This window comes from uncultured Caldilinea sp. (assembly GCF_937128415.1).
Classification (GTDB): Bacteria; Chloroflexota; Anaerolineae; order Caldilineales; family Caldilineaceae; genus Caldilinea.
Window position 1 is genome coordinate 16,628 of record NZ_CAKZMJ010000077.1, and the last position, 18,321, is coordinate 34,948.

Sequence of the window (18,321 nt, forward strand, 5' to 3'; positions counted from 1 at the left end):
GCATGAATGAAGCCAACGCAGAGCCGCAATCCTCCAAACAAAGCGGAGCGGAGGAGCCGCTCGCCTATCGCGCCGTGCGCGGGGGGCTGTGGGTGGTCGCAGGCTCCTACTGGTCGATCGGCGTTGGGTTCATCGCCAACATCCTGCTCATGCGCCTGCTCTCTCCCTCGGTCTACGGCGAGTTTGCGCTGGCGATGTTTTTTTTCACGCTTCTTCAGCTGCGCGGCAAGATCGCGCTCAACTATGCGTTCGCCCAGCAGCGCGCGGTTACAGGTGAAACCGTGGGCACGCTCTTTACGGTCGATGTGCTTTTGGGATGGGGGGGCGCGCTGCTGGCGCTGATTGCGACGCCGCTTCTGCTGCACTGGGGCTATCCTGCGCCGGTGGCGTGGATTCTGCTGACGCTGGCGCTGCTTTCTGCGCTGGAGAGCTTTGTCGGCGTTTTCAGCGTGGTCCTGGAAAGTGCGCTGCGCTTCAAGCCGGTCAGCATCATCGGCGGGCTCGCCATGCCGCTTTCTTATTTGCCGGCCTTCGCCTTCGCCCTGTCTGGACGGGGGGAATACAGCCTTGTGGCGCAGGCGGTCTCCTTTTCGTTGATTTCGCTGGTCGCCGGCGCGCTGTACATTGCCTTTGCGCAACGGGAGCTTTTCCGACTTCGCTGGCGATACAACCCTCGACTTGCGTGGGAATACCTTCGCTTCGGCGCGGTCACCGGCGCAGGGAACTATGTCGCGAGCCTGGTGACGCAGACCGATAATTTCATCCTGGGCACCCTTTCCGGGACGACGACGCTAGGGTACTACGACCGGGCGTATCGGATCTCCCAGTGGCCGTCCCTCCTCTTGAGCGCACTGGTCGGACGCGCCGCGATTTTCACCTACAGCCGCCTGCGCGAGGATCAGGAGCGCCTGCAACGCGCCGCCACGATGGTGCTCTGGGTTTCGGCCAACGTGGCGGCGCCGGTGGCGTTGGCGCTCTTTCTCAGCGCGCCCGATCTCGTGCCGTTGCTGTTCGGCGCGCAATGGACGCCCGCCGTGCCGATCCTGCGCGTGTTGCTGCTGCTCGCCATTTTGCGCCCCATGTGGGAGAACGTGGGCGCGCTCTTCATCGGAAGCGGGCAGCCTCGCCGCGTGATCGAAATCTCCCTCGTCCAACTGCTCATTCTGGCGCTCATCGGCGCGCCCTTGACGCTCGCCGCCGGCGCGCTGGGAATGGCCATCGCCGCCGTCCTGGCGGTCGCCGGCGGCCTGACGCTCGCCTATTTCGTGCTGCGACGCTCGCTGACGCTCGACATGCGAAGCATCCTCGCCGGCCCACTGCTGGCCTCCATCCTCACCGTCGGCGCCTACTGGCTGCTGGTGCGCCTGATCGGAAGCCACCATCCTCTCTGGTTCGCCGTCCTGTGGAAATTTGGCTGGGCGGCGGCCGGCTTCTTTCTTTTTTCGGCGTTGATTCAACCTGCGCTGTTTCGAGAACGGATCGGCTATGTGTGGCGCCTGCTGCGCGGGCGCGCCAGGGAAAATCTAGGGGAGAGTCTGTCATGAAGGTTGTGATTCTGGCCGGCGGACTGGGGACCCGGCTGGCCGAGGAGACGACGGTGCGTCCCAAACCGATGGTGGAGATCGGTGGACGCCCGATCTTGACCCACATCATGAGCTGGTACGCAGCGCACGGCTTCAATGAATTCATCATTGCGCTGGGGTACAAGGGCGAGATGATCAAGCAATATTTTTTGAACTACTACGCCCTGAACAGCGACATCACGGTGAAGCTGGCGAGCGGCGACGTCACCGTCCACGACGGCGAGCGCGAAGACTGGACCGTTCACCTGGTCGACACCGGCGCTGCGACGATGACAGGCGGCCGCCTGTTGCGTCTGAAAAAGTGGTTGGCGGCGGAAACATGCTTTATGATGACCTACGGCGACGGATTGGCGGACGTCGATCTGAAGGCGCTGCTCGCCTTTCACCACAGCCACGGCAAGCTGGCGACGGTGACGAGCGCCAGGCCGCCAGCGCGCTTCGGCGCCATTCGGCTCAAGGGGAACCAGGTGGTGCGCTTCGCCGAAAAGCCGCAGGCGGGCGAAGGCTGGATCAACGCCGGTTTTTTCGTGCTCAGCCCCAAGGTGCTTGACTATATCGACGGCGATGAGACGATCTGGGAGCGCGCACCGCTGGAAAAGCTGGCGCTCGACGGCGAATTGATGGCGTTTCGCCACGAGGGCTTCTGGCAGCCGATGGACACCCTGCGCGAGAAACAATATCTGGAAGAGCTATGGCAGAGCGGCAACGCCCCCTGGAGAGTGAAATCATGAGCAATTTCTGGCGAGATCGACCGGTCTTTGTCACAGGCGCAACGGGGCTGCTCGGCGGATGGCTGGTCAAACGGTTGCTCGAAGCCGGCGCGGATGTCGTCTGCCTGGTGCGCGACTGGGTGCCTCAGTCCGAGCTGGTGCAAGCCCGGCTGATGGAGCGCGTCAAAGTCGTGCGCGGGGATGTGCGCGAGCAGGCGCTGCTGGAACGCGCCCTCGGCGAATACGAGATCGACACCGTCTTCCATCTCGCCGCTCAGACTATCGTCGGCGTCGCCAATCGCAACCCGGTGGCGACCTTCGAGACCAACATTCAGGGCGCGTGGAGTCTGCTGGAGGCCTGTCGCCGCAGCCCGCAAGTGCGTCAGATCGTCGCGGCCTCCTCCGACAAAGCCTACGGCGACCAGGAAGTCCTGCCCTACACCGAGGAGGCTCCGCTGCAAGGCCGCCATCCTTACGACGTCAGCAAGTCTTGCGCCGATCTGATCGCCCATGCATACGCCCACACCTTCGGTCTGCCTGTCGTCATCACGCGCTGCGGCAATTTTTATGGCGGCGGAGATTTAAACTGGAATCGCATTGTGCCGGGAACGATTCGCTCCGTCTTGCGCGGAGAGCGTCCGGTGATTCGTTCGGATGGCAACTATGTTCGCGATTACTTCTACGTCGAGGATGGCGCGGCGGCGTACATGTTGCTGGCCGAACGGCTGGCGGAAAATCCTGCGCTGCGCGGGGAGGCGTTTAACTTTTCCAACGAACTCCAGATCACGGTGCTGGAGCTGGTGGAAAAGATTCTGCGCCGCATGGGATCCTCGTTGACGCCGGAGATTCGCAACGAGGCCAGCAACGAAATTCGCCACCAGTATCTCAGCGCAGAAAAGGCGCGGCGGGTTTTAGGGTGGCGCCCCTTGTTCACGCTGGAAGAGGGATTGGATCGAACCATCGCATGGTATCGGGAGTTTTTTGCCCATGGACAGTCGAGCTGAAACGCTGCGCAGGCAAATTCTGGCGCTGGTGGCGGACTATTACGAAGCCGCCTTTGCCCCGAAGCCGTTCATCCCCGGCGAGTCGCCGGTTCCGGTTGCGGGCCGCGTCTTCGACGCCTCTGAGCTCCAACGCCTGGTGGAGGCGAGCCTGGATTTCTGGCTGACGACCGGCCGCTTTGCTGCGCAATTTGAGCGCGAGTTTGCCCGTTTCATGGGCGTGCGCCATGCGATCCTGGTGAATTCAGGCTCCTCTGCAAACCTGCTGGCGCTCAGTTGTCTGACCTCGCCCAAATTAGGCGACCGTGCGCTGCACCCGGGCGACGAGGTGATCACAGTCGCCGCCGGTTTCCCAACGACGGTCAATCCGATCCTGCAGAATCGTTTGACGCCGGTCTTTGTGGACGTCGCGATTCCAACCTACAACATCGATGCATCGCAGCTCGAAGCAGCGCTTTCGGAGCGGACGCGCGCGGTGATGATTGCCCACACCCTGGGCAACCCCTTTGACCTGGATGCCGTGGGGGATTTCGCCCGTCGCCACAACCTCTGGCTCATCGAAGATTGCTGCGACGCCGTGGGAGCGACCTATCGCGGCCAGAAGGTCGGGACTTTCGGCGATCTCGCCACCGTCAGCTTCTACCCGGCGCACCACATCACGATGGGAGAGGGGGGGTGCGTGCTGACGAACCGCAGCAGGCTGAAGACGCTGGTGGAGTCGTTCCGCGACTGGGGGCGAGATTGCTGGTGCGAACCGGGCAAGGACAACACCTGCGGCAAGCGCTTCGATTGGCGGCTCGGCGAGCTGCCGCACGGCTACGACCACAAGTACATCTATTCGCACATCGGCTACAATCTCAAGGCCACCGACATGCAGGCGGCGGTCGGCGTGGCGCAACTGGCCAAATTGCCGTCCTTCATCGCGGCGAGGCGACGGAATTTCGACCTGCTCCGCCAGGGGCTGAGCGACTTGCAGGAACATCTGATCTTGCCGGAGGCGACGCCCTTCTCCGAGCCGAGCTGGTTCGGTTTTCCGATCACCGTGGCGGAAGGCGCCCCGTTTACGCGCAACGAGCTGGTGCGCTTCCTGGAGCAACGCAAGATCGCAACGCGGCTGTTGTTCGGCGGCAATCTCGTGCGCCAGCCGGCGTATCGCAACCAGCCCTATCGCATCGTCGGCGCATTGACGAACACCGACCGCATCATGAACAATACCTTTTGGGTGGGGGTCTACCCCGGGCTCAACGAAACGATGCTGAGCTTCATCGTCGATTCGATCCGTCTTTTCGTGAACCACGCGCGGCAAGGCAGCGGGATGTAGGCGGGAGAGGGGGAGAGGGGGAGAGCAAGAGAGGGGGAGAGCAAGAGAGGGGGAGAGCAAGAGAGCGGGAGAGCGGGAGAGGGGGAGAGCAAGAGAGCGGGAGAGCAAGAGAGCGGGAGAGGGGGAGAGCGGGAGATGGCCACCGTTGTGGTGAGCGGCGCTTCCGGTTTTTTGGGGAGCCATTTGACGCGGCATTTTGCTAAGGAAGGGCGCTGTGTGATTGCGCTTGTGCGCGCACAAAGCGCTCTGCACAGATTGGCTGACGTTCTCGACGTCGTTCGACTGCAATGCGTCGATGCAGGGAACATCGAAGACGCACTGCTCGCACAGCAGCCCATCGACGCAGTGATTCATGCGGCGACCGACTACGGCCGCGGAGGCGGCTCCCTTGCCAGGTTGGTGGAGACGAACATAGCGTGGTCGCTGCGCCTGGCCGAGGCCGCCGTCAAGGCGCAGGCGGCCTGCTTTCTGAACGCAGGCACGGCGCTGCCCCCGACCGTGAATCCCTACGCGCTCAGCAAGCATCAATTTTCGCAATGGCTGAAATTGTTGGCGGATGGCGCGGAGACCTGTTTTGTCGATGTGGCGTTGGAGACGATGTACGGCGAAGACGATGACCCGGCCCAGTTTATTGCCTCCGTCATCCTCGGCTGCCTGCGCAACGCGGAGCGCCTCGCCCTGACGACCGGGGAGCAGAAGCGAGATTTTGTCTACATTCAAGATGTGGTTGCAGCGTTCGCCCGGCTGGTGGAATTTCACATCGGCGAACAAAGGAAACGGCGCTCGGGCGGATACGCAGCGTATTCGGTGGGGAGCGGCGTCGCCGTCAGCGTGCGCCAAGTGGTGGAGAAGATTCATGCGCTCACCGGCTCTCGCACCGTGTTGGATTTCGGCGCAAGGCCGCACCGCGCGCATGAGGTGATGTTTTCACAGGCCGATCTTTCGGCGATGCGTAAGTTGAACTGGTCGCCTCAGTACGATCTCCAGGAAGGGCTGAGGCGCACCATCGCCTGGTGGAGAACGCACGGGGAGGAGCGATTGCGATGCGCTGGCTGATCACCGGAGGATGCGGCTTTCTCGGCGCCAACGTCGCCGATTGCTGTCTGGCGCGCGGGGAGGAGGTCGTTGTCTTCGACAACCTGAGCCGGGTGGGAAGCCGTCAAAACCTGGAGTGGCTGCGCATGCGTCATGGGCAGGATTGGCGCATGGTGCAAGAGGACATTCGCAACGCGGACGCCGTCGCCCGCCTGGTCGCCGAGCTCAGGCCGGACGTCATCGTTCACCTGGCCGGTCAGGTGGCGATGACCACCAGCCTTGCCCATCCCAGGCTTGATTTTGAAACCAACGCCCTGGGCTCCCTAAATGTGTTGGAGGCCGTCCGCCTCCACTCCGGCGAATCGATCGTGCTCTATTCGTCAACCAATAAAGTCTACGGCGATCTGGAGTGGGTGCGCTATATCGAGACGCCCACGCGCTATGTGGCGCCCGATTTTCCCGACGGCTTCAACGAGAGCATTCCGCTCAGTTTTGAGTCCCCCTACGGATGCTCCAAAGGCTGCGCAGACCAATACATGCTGGATTACGCGCGCATGTTTGGCGTCCGCACCGTCGTCTTTCGTCATTCCTCGATGTACGGGGGGCGGCAATACGCCACGTATGATCAGGGGTGGGTGGGCTGGTTCTGCATGCAGGCGCTTCAGGCTGCCCGCAAGCCGGGTGAACACACCTTCACGATCTCGGGAAACGGCAAGCAAGTTCGCGATGTGCTCCACGTCGATGACCTGGTGCGGCTTTATCTGGATTGCGCCGTGGCCCACATCGACCGGGCGGCGGGGCAGGTCTTCAACATCGGCGGCGGCATGGCGCAGAGCCTTTCGATTTTGGAATTGCTGAGCCATCTGGAGCAGATGCTGAACGTTGCATTGGAGCCTCAGCGCCTTCCTCCACGCGCCAGCGACCAGAAGGTCTTCGTGGCCGACATCGCCAAAGCGCGGCGGGCGTTGGGGTGGGAGCCGCGCGTCCGCGCGCAGGAAGGCATCGCCGCCATGTTGCAATGGTTGCAGAGCGAGGGAATGCGATGAACCGGCCGCGACTCACCATCGCCATCCCGACGTACAATCGGGCGCAGAAACTGGACAGACAGCTTGCCTGGACGATCAACGCCATCGCCGGGCGGTGGGATGAGGTGGAGCTGGTGGTCTCTGACAACGCCTCGCTCGACGCAACGCCCCAAATTTGTGAACAATGGCGGTCGGCGAGCGATGGACGCCTGCGGGTGGTGCGTCAGCCCAACAACCTTGGCCTGATCCGCAACGTGTTGTCGTGCATCGAGCAGGCGCAGGGGAGATATGTCTGGGTCGTCGGCGATGACGACGTCATCTTCGACGGTGCGCTCGATTGGATCCTGGCGCAGCTTTCCACCCACGACGCAGACGCTCTTTCCTTCCTTCATTTGAACGTCCGCACGCAGAACGGCTACGAGGGCGCAATCCTTCAGGAGCGCATCTATCCGTTCCGTGAAGATAAAGAGACCTGTCCCGGCGGCGCGCTCTTTGAAGAATGTGTGGAGATAGACGAAAACTGGATGCTGCTCATTACAGCCAACATCTACGCCACCCCCGTCGCCAGAGCCGCCATCCAACGCTGGCCAGGAATGACGAAGAATTTCGCCTTTCCTTTGTTTCTCTCCGGCTATGCAGCCGCTCAAGGAGCCATGATCGTGCGCGCCGAACCTTCCATCCTGTATCCTCATCATACGGGATCGCATTTACGCACCTGGTTGAAGACTCTTTACCACGACATTCCAGAGGCCTACATCCGGCTTTTGCAAGAAGGGCATCGGCCGGAGTTTATTCGCAGACGCATTCTCTCGAGAGCGTCTTTTCTGGTGTTTATGATGCGTTTTCCATTATCTTTTTTGCGATCGCTGCAATTTTATTTTGCGGCCAACCGCCTGAAGTAAACCAATGCCCGCATGCGCCTGCTCTTTTTGAACCACAACTACCGCAACGTTGGCACTTATTACCGCGCGATGCCGATGGCGGAGCGATTAGCGCGGCGCGGCCACGAGGTGACGCTGCTGACCGTCTCTCCCACCCATCGCTGGCGCGCCGTCTGGTCGGAAGTCAACGGCGTGCGCCTCGGCGAGCTACCGAACCTGGCGCAAAACAACAGCGGGGAAGGCTATGGGCCGCTCGACAACCTTTCCAGGCTGTGGCATGCTTGGCGGCATGCATACGACATCGTTCACATGTTCGACCATAAGCCGAACGCCTCCTTCGCCGGGCTGCCGGCGCGCTGGCGCGGGGCCAAACTCATCGCCGACTGGGCCGACTGGTGGGGCGGGCCCGGCGGCATCAACGACGTGCCCAAGCGCCGCTTCCCCGTCGTCGGCAAATTTGAGGCGTGGTGGGAAGTGGAGCAGAAACGCTGGGCGGACGGCGTCGTGACGATCAGCACGGTGTTGCAGCAGCGGGCGCTGGAGGTCGGCTGCCCGGCGGAGCGCGTCGTCTACATTCCCACCGGCGCAGCGACCGATCGCATTGCGCCTACGCCGGTGGAAGTCGCCCGCCGACAGGTCAACGCCCCACCCGCCCGCGCCATCCTTGGCTTCATCGGCTTCGGGCAGGGGGATTTGGCGATTGTGATGGAGGCGCTGCGCCAGTTGCCGGACGTCTGGCTGATGGTGATCGGCCCGGAGTATCCGCACATCCGCGCCCTGGCCGAACAATACGGCGTCGCCGAGCGTCTCTGGCAGACGGGGCGCAAGCTCGGCGCAGAGGTGAGCCCCTATCTCGCCTGTGCGGACGTAATGGTGATGCCCATGATGGACACCGCCGCCAACCGCGGTCGGCTGCCTAACAAGATGCTCGATTATCTGGCCGCCGGCAGGCCGATTGTCGCCAGCCCGGTGGGGGATGTGAAGACGATCGTGGAGCAGTTCGGCGTGGGGCTGCTTGCAGCCAACGAGGAATTTGCGAACGCCATCGAGCGCCTCCTGAAGGACGAACGGCTGCGCAGCGACATGGGAAGCGCGGCGCGCCGCGCCGCCGAAACTGCGTTCGACTGGGAGCATTTGATCGACCGGCTGGAGGCGTTCTATCAACGGGTCATCCGGTAGGCGCTGCTCGTATCGCTGCGCTTGCGGAAATGCCGAGGATGTGCGACTCAATAGAATTTGACAAGGGATCAACGATGAAAACGCTGCTCGTCACAGGCTCCTGCGGCCTCATCGGCTCTGAAGTGGTCGCGTATTTCGATGAACAGGGCTGGCAAGTCGTCGGCGTGGACAACAACATGCGCCGCGATTTTTTTGGCGAACTCGGCGACACCTCCTGGAATAAATACCGTCTGCTGGCCACTTGCCGCGCCTACCGTCACGTCGATCTCGACATTCGCGATCGCGCAGGCGTCCTGGCGCTGTTGGAGGCGGTCAAGCCCGATCTGATCGTCCACACGGCGGCGCAGCCCAGCCACGATCTGGCCGCCAGCCGCCCGTTCGACGACTTTGACGTCAACGCCGTCGGCACCATGAACCTGCTCGAAGCGACGCGACGACATGCGCCCGAGGCGGTCTTCGTCCATCTCTCCACGAACAAAGTTTACGGCGATCGCCCCAACACGATTCCGCTGGTCGAGCTGCCCACGCGCTGGGAGTACGCCGACCCAGCCTACGCCAACGGCATCCCGGAAACGATGAGCATCGACCAAAGCCAGCACTCCCTTTTCGGCGCCTCCAAGGTGGCGGCGGACGTCATGGTGCAGGAGTACGGGCGCTACTTCGGCATGAAAACCTGCTGTCTGCGCGGGGGATGCCTGACAGGGCCCAATCATTCAGGCGTCCAATTGCACGGCTTTTTGAGCTATCTCGTGCGCTGCAACCTGGAGCAGCGCGAATACACCATCTTCGGCTATCTCGGCAAGCAGGTGCGCGACAACATTCACTCCTACGACGTGGCGCGCTGCATCGATTTCTTCTACGCCAATCCCCAGCCCGGAGCCGTCTTCAATCTGGGCGGCGGACGCGCCAATTCCATCTCGATTTTGGAGGCGTTCGACGCCGTGTCTCAGTTGACCGGCATTCCCATGCGCTATCGATACGTCGACCAGCCGCGCAAGGGCGATCATATTTGCTACATCTCCGATCTGTCGCACATGCGACGACAACTTCCCGGCTGGGACATCACGCGCTCGCTGAGCAATATTTTCGATGAACTGGTCGCCAGTTGGAGAGAGCGCCTGAAGCAGTGAACCCTCCCATGCGCGTCGCACTCGGCTATCGCTGGTTTCCCACCGCCGCCGGCTATCACCTCGAACGCGCGCTGATTGCGCTCGGCGTTGACGTCCGCTTCGTCGGCGTCAGCGAGCACGGCCGCGCCGGCTGCGGGGAGACCACCTCTCTCCTCCGCGTGCTCGAGGCGATGGACGAGCCGCCGGATTTCTTCCTCTGGATCGATCCCGCCGGCCGTTATTTCCCGCTCGACCTGGAAGCCTCGCCCATCCCAACGGCGTGCTACCTGATCGACGTCCACCTGGGGAGCTGGCGCTTTGAGGCCGCCCGCTTCTTCGACGTCGTCTTTGTGGCCCAGAAGGAGTACGTCGAGCCGTTGCAGGCGCACGTCGGCCACAGCCAGGTGCACTGGCTGCCGCTGGCCGCTGCGGACGACGTTCACTTCGACCACGGCGTGGAGCGCATCTACGAGGTGGGCTTCGTCGGCAACCTGGCGCGCGCCCATGCAAAGACGCCGCGGCGAAGACGGCTGCACCTCCTCAACGAACGCTTCACGATGAACGACTGGTCTCGCCCCTACGCGCCGGCGGAAGTGGGCGAAATCTACAGCCGCTCCAAAATCGTCTTCAACACCAGCATTGCGGGCGACGTCACGATGCGCATCTTTGAAGGAGCCGCCTGCGGCGCCCTGGTTTTGACCGACGCCATTCGCAACGGACTCGATGAGCTCTATCGCCCCGGCGAAGAGATCGCGATCTTTACAGACGATGACGATCTGCTGGAGAAGGTGCGCTACTATCTGACCCATGAAGAGGAGCGAGCGGCCGTCGCCCGCGCAGGCCAGGCGCGCACGCTGGCAGAGCACACCTACCGCCATCGCGCGCAACGGCTTCTGGAGATCATGCGTGCGCCGGATTTGCATCGAAGCGCGCCCATGCGCATGGCGTCGATGGCGGAACGCAACGCCGCGCGGCGCAAAATCTACACGCATCTCCACATGCTCGACGCCATCTTCGACCTGGAAAAAGCCGCCGACGCGCCTCCGCTGCTGCGGCTGTGGCGCGCGCTCCCTTGTCTGGCGCGGAGGACGCTGCGATGAAAGTCCTCTTAATTGCCCGCTATCGCGACGCCACCATGCAGCGGAAGGTCGAGCATCTGGCGCAGGCGCAGGACGTCGAGCTTTGTCACATCTTGCCGGCGCGCTGGCGCGACGACCTGTTGGACGTGCGACAGGTCAGCGCCCAGGGCCGCTACACGCAGATCGCAACGCCGATGGTCGGCAAACCCTCCGACCCTCATCGCGCCTTCTATCGCACGCTGACCTTTCATCTGCCCCGCTTTCGGCCCGACATCATCCACGCCGAAGAGGAGCCGGACAGCCTGAGCGCCCTGCAGATCGCCTGGGCGCGACGCCTCTGGGCGCCCAGGGCGCGGCTTCTGCTGCACACCTGGCAAAACCTCGACCGCCCGAAATCGGCCGGCGTGCGATGGGTGATGCAACAGACGCTGCGCGCGGCCGACCTCATCTTCTGCGCCAACCGCGAGGCGGTTGCGCTGCTGCGGCGCTACGGCTTCACGGGCGAGACGCCGGTGCTCCCGGCCATCGGCGTCGATACGGAGACCTTTCGCCCTTGCACAGAGGATCGCCTTGAGGCTCCGAGGACGGGTGAGCGGCCAACATACGTCATCGGCTATGTCGGGCGGCTCGTTCCCGAAAAAGGCGTTGACGTGTTGCTGCGCGCCGTCGCCGCCTTGCGTAGCAGCGACCTGGAGCGCGCTGTGCGCCTTCAACTGATCGGAGACGGCCCTTTGCGCGAGGCATTGCAGGCGCTTGCGACGCAACTCGCCATTGACGATCGGGTGGGGTTTCTGGGGCCGCAGACGCCCGCCCAGATCGCCGACATGTTGCGCCGCTTCGACGTCGTCGTCTTGCCGAGCCGCACGACGCCGGTCTGGAAGGAGCAGCTTGGCCGCGCGCTGCTGGAGGCGATGGCCTGCGGCGTTCCCGTGGTCGGCTCCGACTCCGGCGCCATTCCGGAGGTGGTCGGCGACGCAGGGCTGATCGTCCCGGAGGGCGACGCCCCTGCGTTGGCGGCCGCACTTGCACGGCTGCTCGCATCGCCCGAACTGCGCCGGGAGTTGGGTCGCCGCGGCCGCGCGCGCGCCGAGGCGCGCTATAGTCAACGTCATCTCGCCGAACAAACGCTGGCCGTCTATCGTAGGGTGCTGACCTGATCATGGCATCGCCGTCGGTTTCCGTCATCGTGTTGAGCTATAACACGCGCGATTTGACGCTGACCTGCCTGGAGCATTTCGCTCCGCAGGCGTTGGCGACCGGCTGGGAAGTGATTGTGGTGGACAACGGCTCTCAGGATGGGACGGTTTCGGCGGTCAATCGGAAGTTTCCCCAGGTGAAGGTCGTGCGCAGCGAAGAGAACCGAGGCTTCGCCGCCGGCGTCAATCTTGGGCTGGCGCAGGCGCAGGGAGAGGCGATTCTTTTGATGAACAGCGACGTGCTGGCGTCGTTTGCCGCCCTGTCGGCGCTGCCCGCCTTTCTCGATGCGCACCCGCAAGTTGGCGCGCTCTCTCCCCGGCTCTGCACGCGCGAGGGAGCGCCTCAGGCGTTTGCGTATGGCAGCGATCCGACGTTAGGCTATTTGCTCCGGCGCGGCTTGCATCGCCTGCTGGGCCGCGGCCCTCTCCATGACTGGGCAATCGAGACGCCGATCGAGGTGGATTGGGTCTCCGGCGCATGTCTGTGCGTGCGACGTGAAACGCTCGAACAGGTCGGCTTGCTCGATGAGCGTTTTTTCCTCTATTTCGAGGACAACGATTGGTGTCTGCGCATGCGCCAGGCGGGGTGGAAAGTGATGTACGTTCCGACGGTCGCCGTCGTCCATCTCGGCGGACGCAGCGAGCCGGAGCGACGCGCGGCCGGTCGCCACTACCGGGAGAGCCTGCGCTATTTCTACCAAAAACATTACGCCCCGCCTGCGACCTGGCTGTTATCCGCTGCATTGGGGGTGTACGACGTTCTGCTGCGCTTGCGCCAGCGCGCATAACAATCGAGGCTTCCCTCCGCACCTGTGTAGAGGCTCCCTCGTCGCTGTTCGCAGGTTGAAGTTGCGTCCATTGTTTCCAGATGCATCGCCGTGATGGAGATCACAGCGATGTAGGCAACTTCAACACAGGCATCCGCAACAACTGATGATATGCAATGGATCGCAACATGGTTTTTCGAGAGTTCCAGGCGAAATGAGCGCACTTTGACCGAGGGAGACTGTATCATGAGAAATTGGCTTTTTCTGAAAGTTTTCGCAATTGTGCTTTTGACTTCGACGATGACGATCCATGCGCCGGCTCGTCCGGCGCGCGCCGCAGCGTTCGTGGTCAACACGCTGAACGATGTATTTGATGGAGATTGCAACGCTGCGCATTGCTCGTTGCGCGAGGCCCTCTCCGCCGCCAACGCTGCACCCACCGATGACCTCATCACCTTCAGCGTGAGCGGGACAATTGCGCCTGTCGGCGTCCTGCCGGCGATCCTGAATGCGAGCAGTGCAGGCGCACTGAGCATCGACGGCGGCGGGAACATCACCATCAGCGGTGAAAACAGTGGACGGGTGTTCTGGGTGAACAGCGGCGGGAACCTCACCCTGCAGAATCTGACGATTGCGAACGGAGTCACAGGAGGGGATGGCGGCGGCGTTGCGAATTTCGGCGCGCTGACGGTGAACACGGTTACGTTCTCGAACAATCGCGCCGCGGGCGGCGGCGGCGTCGCCAACTTCAACGGCGCCACGCTCAACGTCGTCAACAGCATCTTCTCGAGGAATGCCGCGGTCAACGGCGGGGGTGGACTGGCGAACTACGCCGGCGGCGTAGCGACGGTGGAAGGCAGCGCCTTTTTAGAAAACGGTTCGGATAACGACGGCGGCGGTTTATGGAACGCCGGATCGCTGACGGTGAATACAAGCCTCATCTCCGCCAATACAGCCAATAACGGCGCCGGCATTGCCAACTTCGGCGCGTTGTCGGTGAGAGATACGCCGATCACCCGCAATCTCACATCCATTATCGGCAAGGGCGGGGCCATTTACAACGATGGCGCAGCGACGCTCCTCGGGAACATCATCGATGCGAATCAAGCGAGATTTGGGGGCGGCGTTTACGCCTTCGGCAGCGGCAATGTGCTGATTCTCAAAAGCGCTTTCACGGCGAACCGTGCGGATATGAACGGCGGCGGCGTTTACAATACGGATTCAAGCGATGTCATGATAGGAAACAGCACCTTCGCCAACAACGAGGCCGGATTCACCGGGGGAGGCGTCGTCAACAATGCCACACTCACCGTCGTCAACAGCACACTGGCGGGCAACAGCGCCCCCAACGGCGGCGGCCTCAACGCCGGCGGCGCCACGCTCCAGAACACCCTCATCGCCAACAGCCTGAGCGGCGGCGACTGCCTGGGCGCCCTGAGCGGCGCAAGCTACAACAATCTCATCGGTGACGTCGGGGCCGCCTGCGGTCTGACAAACGGCGTCAACGGCAATCTCATCGGACAGGCCCCCAATCTCGGCGCGTTGACCGGCGCGCCGGCCTACTTTCCGCTCAACGCCGGCAGCCCGGCGATCGACCAAGGCGATAACATCGCCTGCGCCCTTGCGCCGGTGAACAACGAGTCGCTGAACGGGGTGACGCGCCCCGTCGACGGCGACGGCGACGCCTCCGCCGTCTGCGACATCGGCGCCTACGAAGCGCCGGACGCCACGCCGCCCACCATCGTCTCCATCACCCGCGCCGACCCCAGCCCGACCAACGCCGCCAGCGTGAACTTTCTCGTCACTTTCTCCGAAGAGGTGACCGGCGTCGATGCAGGCGACTTCCGCCTGACCACCACCGGCTCCATCGCCGGAGTGAGCGTAACCGGCGTCAGCGGCGCAGGCGCAACGCGCACGGTCACCGTCGGCACCGGAGCGGGCAACGGCGCGATTCGACTCGACGCACCCAGCGATGCAACGATCTTCGACTCGGTGGGCAACCCTCTGGGCGGGCTCCCCTTCACAAGTGGAGAAGTTTACACCGTGAACAAGACGTCCAAACTTTTCTTGCCCTTGATCGGGCGCTCATTCTGATCTATAACTCGAAGGGGCTTTGCATAATCTTCTGAGAACATAATCTTCCGAGAACATAATCTTCCGAGAAGTTGTAAGGACTTTGACAAATCTAAGTTCAGGTGATGCTTTTATGCGACGCATTGAACTGTTCGGGGCGCTGCGCGTGAGCGAAGAGGAACGCATTTTTAAGGTGAAAGGCGGTCGCGCCGTGAGCTTGCTTGCGTATCTTGCGTTACATTCGCACGCGCGCCACGGACGCGAAGCGCTCGCCGAAATACTGTCGCCCGACGCAGCGCCTGAACGCGTGCGGCGCAACCTTTCCGACGCGCTCTACCGTCTGCGCTGCGCGCTTGGCGCAGGCTGGCTCGACGTGGAAGGGGAAACCGTCGCCCTGCGCGTCGGCTCCGATCTGTGGGTGGATGTGTGGGAGTTCGAGCGGCTGGCCGCGCGCACGGACCTGGCCGCGCTGGAGGCTGCGGCTGCGCTATACAAGGGCGAGCTCCTGCCCGAAATCTACGACGACTGGATCCTGCTTCCCCGCCTCTCGCTGCAAGACAGGTATCTGTCCATCCTCGAAACGTTGATGACGCGCTATGAGGCTCAAAACGAACTGCCACGCGCGCTATCCTATGCACGGCAATTGATTGCGGCGGACCCGCTGCGCGAATCGGGGCACCAGAGCTATTTGCGCCTGCTGGGACGGCTCAAACGTCGCGCCCAGGCTCTGGTCCATTACGAGTACGTGCGTCAGCTCTTCCGGGCGCAGCTCGGCGTCGAGCCGCTGGCCGAGACGCAAGCGCTGGCGGAGGCGATTCGCCGCGAGGCTGAGAGTGCGCCTGCTGCGCCGCCCGTCAGCGAACGGACTCGCTTTGTCGGCAGAACGGTCGAGCGCAGCCTCGGCGTAGAGCGCATCGAGCAGGCCCTGGCCGGGCAAGGCGGGCTGTTGGGCATCGAAGGAGAAGCCGGCATCGGCAAGAGCCGTCTGCTGCGTGAGCTGGCGACGAGCGCGCAGTGGCGCGGCGCAGCCGCCGCCTACGCTGCGGCAAGCGAATATCCCGGCGCGTCGCCCTTTTCTCCTCTCGCCGATGCATTGCGGTCGCTTCTGCGCAGTGGCCGCGCCTCTCATCTGGAAACCCTCCTGCCGCCCGAGACGCTGGCCGCGCTGGCGCCCCTCTATGAACCGTGGCGCGCAACGGCAACCCTCTCCGAGCTCCCGCCGACGCAAGCGCGGCGGCGTTTTCACGACAGTTTTGTCGCCCTGATGCAGGCCCTGGCGCGTCTGGCGCCGCTCGTCTTGCTGCTCGACGACCTGCACTGGGCCGACGCAGCGCTGTGGGACCTGCTGGATGCGCTGGCGCCCCGCGTGAGCGCATCGCCTCTCCTGCTGCTCCTGGCCTATCGGCGGCCCGAGGTCGAACGCAATCCGGGCTGGGAGACGCTGCGGCGGTGGGAGCGCACAGGCCACTTTCAGACGATTGCGCTGAAACCCCTCGACGTGCAAGAGGTGGCGCAGCTGCTCCCCAAAGCCGAACGGTCGGATGCCGCGCGCGTGACCGCGTTGACCGGCGGCAATCCGTTCTACGTCACCGAATACCTGAACCGTGAGGGGGACGCGGCGGGCCAGGATCCCATCAGGACGCGCCTGGGCGCCCTGTCTGCGTCGGCGCGCGCTGCGCTGGAGGCGGCGGCTGTGCTGGGCGAACAGGCGCCCTTCCGGCTCTGGAGCATGGTCGCCGGCGAATCGCCCCTCGCCCTGGCGGCGGCTGGCGAGGAATTGACCAACCGCATCTTTGTCCAGCCCACCGACGCAGGGTGCGCCTTCGTGCACGATGTGATACGCGCGGCCGTGTACGACGCCACCGAACCCGAGCGGCGGCGCCTGTTGCATGCGCGCGGCGCCGATGCGCTGGCTGCGCTCGATCCAGAAAACTGGCGCGCTCGCGCCTTTCATCTGGAGCGCGGCGGCCGCGCGACCGAAGCGGCCGAGGCGTATCGCCAGGCCGGCGCGCAGGCGTCTGCCCAGTTCGCGTTTCGAGAGGCGCAGGTCGCCCTTGCCCGCGCGCTGGCGCTGCAGCCGAACACACCGAGTGTAGAGCGGGTTGAGACAGCCCTCGCCTTTGCCCAGGCATGCGACGTCCTGGGCGAGCGCGAGCGCGGGCAGGCTGCGCTGGAGGAGGCGCTGCGCGGGGCGCGCGCCTTGCAACACGAGTCGCTGACCTTGCAGGCGCTGCTGGCCTCGGGACGCCTGGCCGCGCGCATGGGGCGCATGGCCGAAGCTGGCGCCTGGCTCGATGAGGCGATGGCGCTGGCGCAGCGTTCCGGCGACGCGCGCCAGGAGTTCGAAGCCGTGTTCTGGCGCGGCGACCTGGCTGCACGGCGCGGCAACCTGGCCGCAGCGAAAGCGGCGTACGCGCGCGCTCTGGAAGTCGCCCAGCGCGCATCGCACCTGCCGGGACAGGGACGTGCGTTGCGCGGCCTGGGGAACGTGGCGCGTATGATGGGCGAGCCGGAGCAGGCCATCCCCCTGCTGGAGCAGGCCGTCGCGCTCCAGCGTCGCACCGGCGACCGCTACGCCGAGTCGGTGACGCTGACCAACGTGCTGGCCGCCCTCTACGATCTGGGTGCGTGGGACCGGCTCCTGACGCTGACCGCCGACGCGCTGGCGTTGGCCGAATCGCTCGGCGACCGGCTCGTGGCGGCCATCGAGCGCCACATGCAGGGGTTGGCCGCGTACGCGCTGGGCGATTGGGATACGGCGCGGGCGGTGCTGCCGCGCGTCATCGAAGAGTGCGAGGCCGCGGGCGACCGCCGCACCGCAGGCCTGGCGATGAACGTGCTGGGCCTGGTGGAAGGAGACGCCGGAAACCCGGCGCAAGCCCGCGCATGGTGTGAGCGTGCGCTCGACCGGGCATTGGCGATCGAGGCGGCGACCGAGGCGGCGTATGCGCGACATGACCTGGGCGTCCTGTTGCTGACGCTGGATGAACCCGCCGCGGCGTGCGAGGCGCTCGAAGCCGCGCGCGCCACCTGGCAAGCCCAAGGAAACGAGCTGTTGCGCCTGAAAACGGAGGCGTATCTGGGGCTGGCGCTGCTGGCGTTGGGCGAACGGGAGCGCAGCCGGGAGCTGGCGGACGCGGGGCTGGCCGCCCTGCGCCAGGCGCCCCCGCGCGGAGAACAGCCGCAGGCCTGGCTGTGGGCGCTCCACCGGCTGTTGAGCGAATTGGGTCGTCCTACCGATGCGGAGGACGCGCTGGCCGCAGCGTATCGGGAGGTGCAGCGTCAGGGTTGGCCATCGCCGACCCGGCCATGCGCCGGAACTTCTTCGAGCGCGTGCCCCTGAATCGCGCCATCCTGGCCGC

Annotated in this window: 14 protein-coding genes; all 14 read left to right on the forward strand. The window is 64.0% G+C overall.

Annotated features, from left to right (window positions below; genetic code table 11):
• Nucleotides 1–2: 2 nt before the first annotated feature.
• The 14 genes from Q0367_RS14600 (at nt 3) to Q0367_RS14665 (ending at nt 18,302) form a co-directional block, all read left to right on the forward strand.
• Nucleotides 3–1,544, forward strand: coding sequence for an oligosaccharide flippase family protein (locus tag Q0367_RS14600; protein WP_297637559.1), 1,542 nt, complete (start codon nt 3–5; stop codon nt 1,542–1,544).
• Nucleotides 1,541–2,314: a glucose-1-phosphate cytidylyltransferase gene (gene rfbF / locus Q0367_RS14605; RefSeq protein WP_297637562.1), complete on the forward strand. Its 774-nt coding sequence runs from the start codon at nt 1,541–1,543 to the stop codon at nt 2,312–2,314. The genes Q0367_RS14600 and rfbF overlap by 4 nt, the downstream gene beginning before the upstream one ends.
• Nucleotides 2,311–3,297 (forward strand): GDP-mannose 4,6-dehydratase, encoded by a 987-nt coding sequence (locus Q0367_RS14610; protein WP_298983123.1) that lies wholly within the window; start codon nt 2,311–2,313, stop codon nt 3,295–3,297. The genes rfbF and Q0367_RS14610 overlap by 4 nt, the downstream gene beginning before the upstream one ends.
• The gene (gene rfbH / locus Q0367_RS14615; RefSeq protein ID WP_298983125.1) at nt 3,281–4,615 is read left to right on the forward strand and encodes a lipopolysaccharide biosynthesis protein RfbH; all 1,335 of its coding nucleotides are present in this window, start codon (nt 3,281–3,283) and stop codon (nt 4,613–4,615) included. Before Q0367_RS14610 ends, rfbH begins: the two co-directional genes overlap by 17 nt.
• 135 nt (nt 4,616–4,750) lie before the next feature.
• Nucleotides 4,751–5,671 (forward strand): NAD(P)-dependent oxidoreductase, encoded by a 921-nt coding sequence (locus Q0367_RS14620; protein WP_298983127.1) that lies wholly within the window; start codon nt 4,751–4,753, stop codon nt 5,669–5,671.
• Nucleotides 5,659–6,696 (forward strand): GDP-mannose 4,6-dehydratase, encoded by a 1,038-nt coding sequence (locus Q0367_RS14625; protein ID WP_298983129.1) that lies wholly within the window; start codon nt 5,659–5,661, stop codon nt 6,694–6,696. Before Q0367_RS14620 ends, Q0367_RS14625 begins: the two co-directional genes overlap by 13 nt.
• Nucleotides 6,693–7,577 carry a glycosyltransferase family 2 protein gene (locus Q0367_RS14630; RefSeq protein WP_298983131.1) on the forward strand — a complete coding sequence of 295 codons (885 nt, stop codon included), beginning with the start codon at nt 6,693–6,695 and terminating at the stop codon, nt 7,575–7,577. Before Q0367_RS14625 ends, Q0367_RS14630 begins: the two co-directional genes overlap by 4 nt.
• A 12-nt stretch (nt 7,578–7,589) precedes the next feature.
• On the forward strand, nt 7,590–8,735 hold the full coding sequence (locus Q0367_RS14635) for a glycosyltransferase family 4 protein (protein ID WP_297637578.1): 1,146 nt from the start codon (nt 7,590–7,592) through the stop codon (nt 8,733–8,735).
• Between the two features lie 74 nt (nt 8,736–8,809).
• On the forward strand, nt 8,810–9,865 hold the full coding sequence (locus Q0367_RS14640; protein WP_297637581.1) for an NAD-dependent epimerase/dehydratase family protein: 1,056 nt from the start codon (nt 8,810–8,812) through the stop codon (nt 9,863–9,865).
• An 8-nt stretch (nt 9,866–9,873) separates the two neighbouring features.
• Nucleotides 9,874–10,944 carry a glycosyltransferase gene (locus tag Q0367_RS14645; RefSeq protein ID WP_297637584.1) on the forward strand — a complete coding sequence of 357 codons (1,071 nt, stop codon included), beginning with the start codon at nt 9,874–9,876 and terminating at the stop codon, nt 10,942–10,944.
• On the forward strand, nt 10,941–12,080 hold the full coding sequence (locus Q0367_RS14650; RefSeq protein ID WP_297637587.1) for a glycosyltransferase: 1,140 nt from the start codon (nt 10,941–10,943) through the stop codon (nt 12,078–12,080). Before Q0367_RS14645 ends, Q0367_RS14650 begins: the two co-directional genes overlap by 4 nt.
• A 2-nt stretch (nt 12,081–12,082) precedes the next feature.
• Nucleotides 12,083–12,907 carry a glycosyltransferase family 2 protein gene (locus Q0367_RS14655; RefSeq protein WP_297637590.1) on the forward strand — a complete coding sequence of 275 codons (825 nt, stop codon included), beginning with the start codon at nt 12,083–12,085 and terminating at the stop codon, nt 12,905–12,907.
• A 225-nt stretch (nt 12,908–13,132) separates the two neighbouring features.
• On the forward strand, nt 13,133–14,980 hold the full coding sequence (locus Q0367_RS14660; protein WP_297637593.1) for a CSLREA domain-containing protein: 1,848 nt from the start codon (nt 13,133–13,135) through the stop codon (nt 14,978–14,980).
• A 112-nt stretch (nt 14,981–15,092) separates the two neighbouring features.
• Nucleotides 15,093–18,302 carry an AAA family ATPase gene (locus tag Q0367_RS14665; RefSeq protein WP_298983136.1) on the forward strand — a complete coding sequence of 1,070 codons (3,210 nt, stop codon included), beginning with the start codon at nt 15,093–15,095 and terminating at the stop codon, nt 18,300–18,302.
• The last annotated feature ends 19 nt before the right edge of the window (nt 18,303–18,321 follow it).

Excerpts from the sequence above, each read along its gene's own strand:
- Q0367_RS14600 (WP_297637559.1), top strand. The coding sequence starts at position 3 with ATGAATGAAGCCAACGCAGAGCCGCAATCCTCCAAACAAAGCGGAGCG.
- rfbF (WP_297637562.1), top strand. The coding sequence starts at position 1,541 with ATGAAGGTTGTGATTCTGGCCGGCGGACTGGGGACCCGGCTGGCCGAG.
- Q0367_RS14610 (WP_298983123.1), top strand. The coding sequence starts at position 2,311 with ATGAGCAATTTCTGGCGAGATCGACCGGTCTTTGTCACAGGCGCAACG.
- rfbH (WP_298983125.1), top strand. The coding sequence starts at position 3,281 with ATGGACAGTCGAGCTGAAACGCTGCGCAGGCAAATTCTGGCGCTGGTG.
- Q0367_RS14620 (WP_298983127.1), top strand. The coding sequence starts at position 4,751 with ATGGCCACCGTTGTGGTGAGCGGCGCTTCCGGTTTTTTGGGGAGCCAT.
- Q0367_RS14625 (WP_298983129.1), top strand. The coding sequence starts at position 5,659 with ATGCGCTGGCTGATCACCGGAGGATGCGGCTTTCTCGGCGCCAACGTC.
- Q0367_RS14630 (WP_298983131.1), top strand. The coding sequence starts at position 6,693 with ATGAACCGGCCGCGACTCACCATCGCCATCCCGACGTACAATCGGGCG.
- Q0367_RS14635 (WP_297637578.1), top strand. The coding sequence starts at position 7,590 with ATGCGCCTGCTCTTTTTGAACCACAACTACCGCAACGTTGGCACTTAT.
- Q0367_RS14640 (WP_297637581.1), top strand. The coding sequence starts at position 8,810 with ATGAAAACGCTGCTCGTCACAGGCTCCTGCGGCCTCATCGGCTCTGAA.
- Q0367_RS14645 (WP_297637584.1), top strand. The coding sequence starts at position 9,874 with ATGCGCGTCGCACTCGGCTATCGCTGGTTTCCCACCGCCGCCGGCTAT.
- Q0367_RS14650 (WP_297637587.1), top strand. The coding sequence starts at position 10,941 with ATGAAAGTCCTCTTAATTGCCCGCTATCGCGACGCCACCATGCAGCGG.
- Q0367_RS14655 (WP_297637590.1), top strand. The coding sequence starts at position 12,083 with ATGGCATCGCCGTCGGTTTCCGTCATCGTGTTGAGCTATAACACGCGC.
- Q0367_RS14660 (WP_297637593.1), top strand. The coding sequence starts at position 13,133 with ATGAGAAATTGGCTTTTTCTGAAAGTTTTCGCAATTGTGCTTTTGACT.
- Q0367_RS14665 (WP_298983136.1), top strand. The coding sequence starts at position 15,093 with ATGCGACGCATTGAACTGTTCGGGGCGCTGCGCGTGAGCGAAGAGGAA.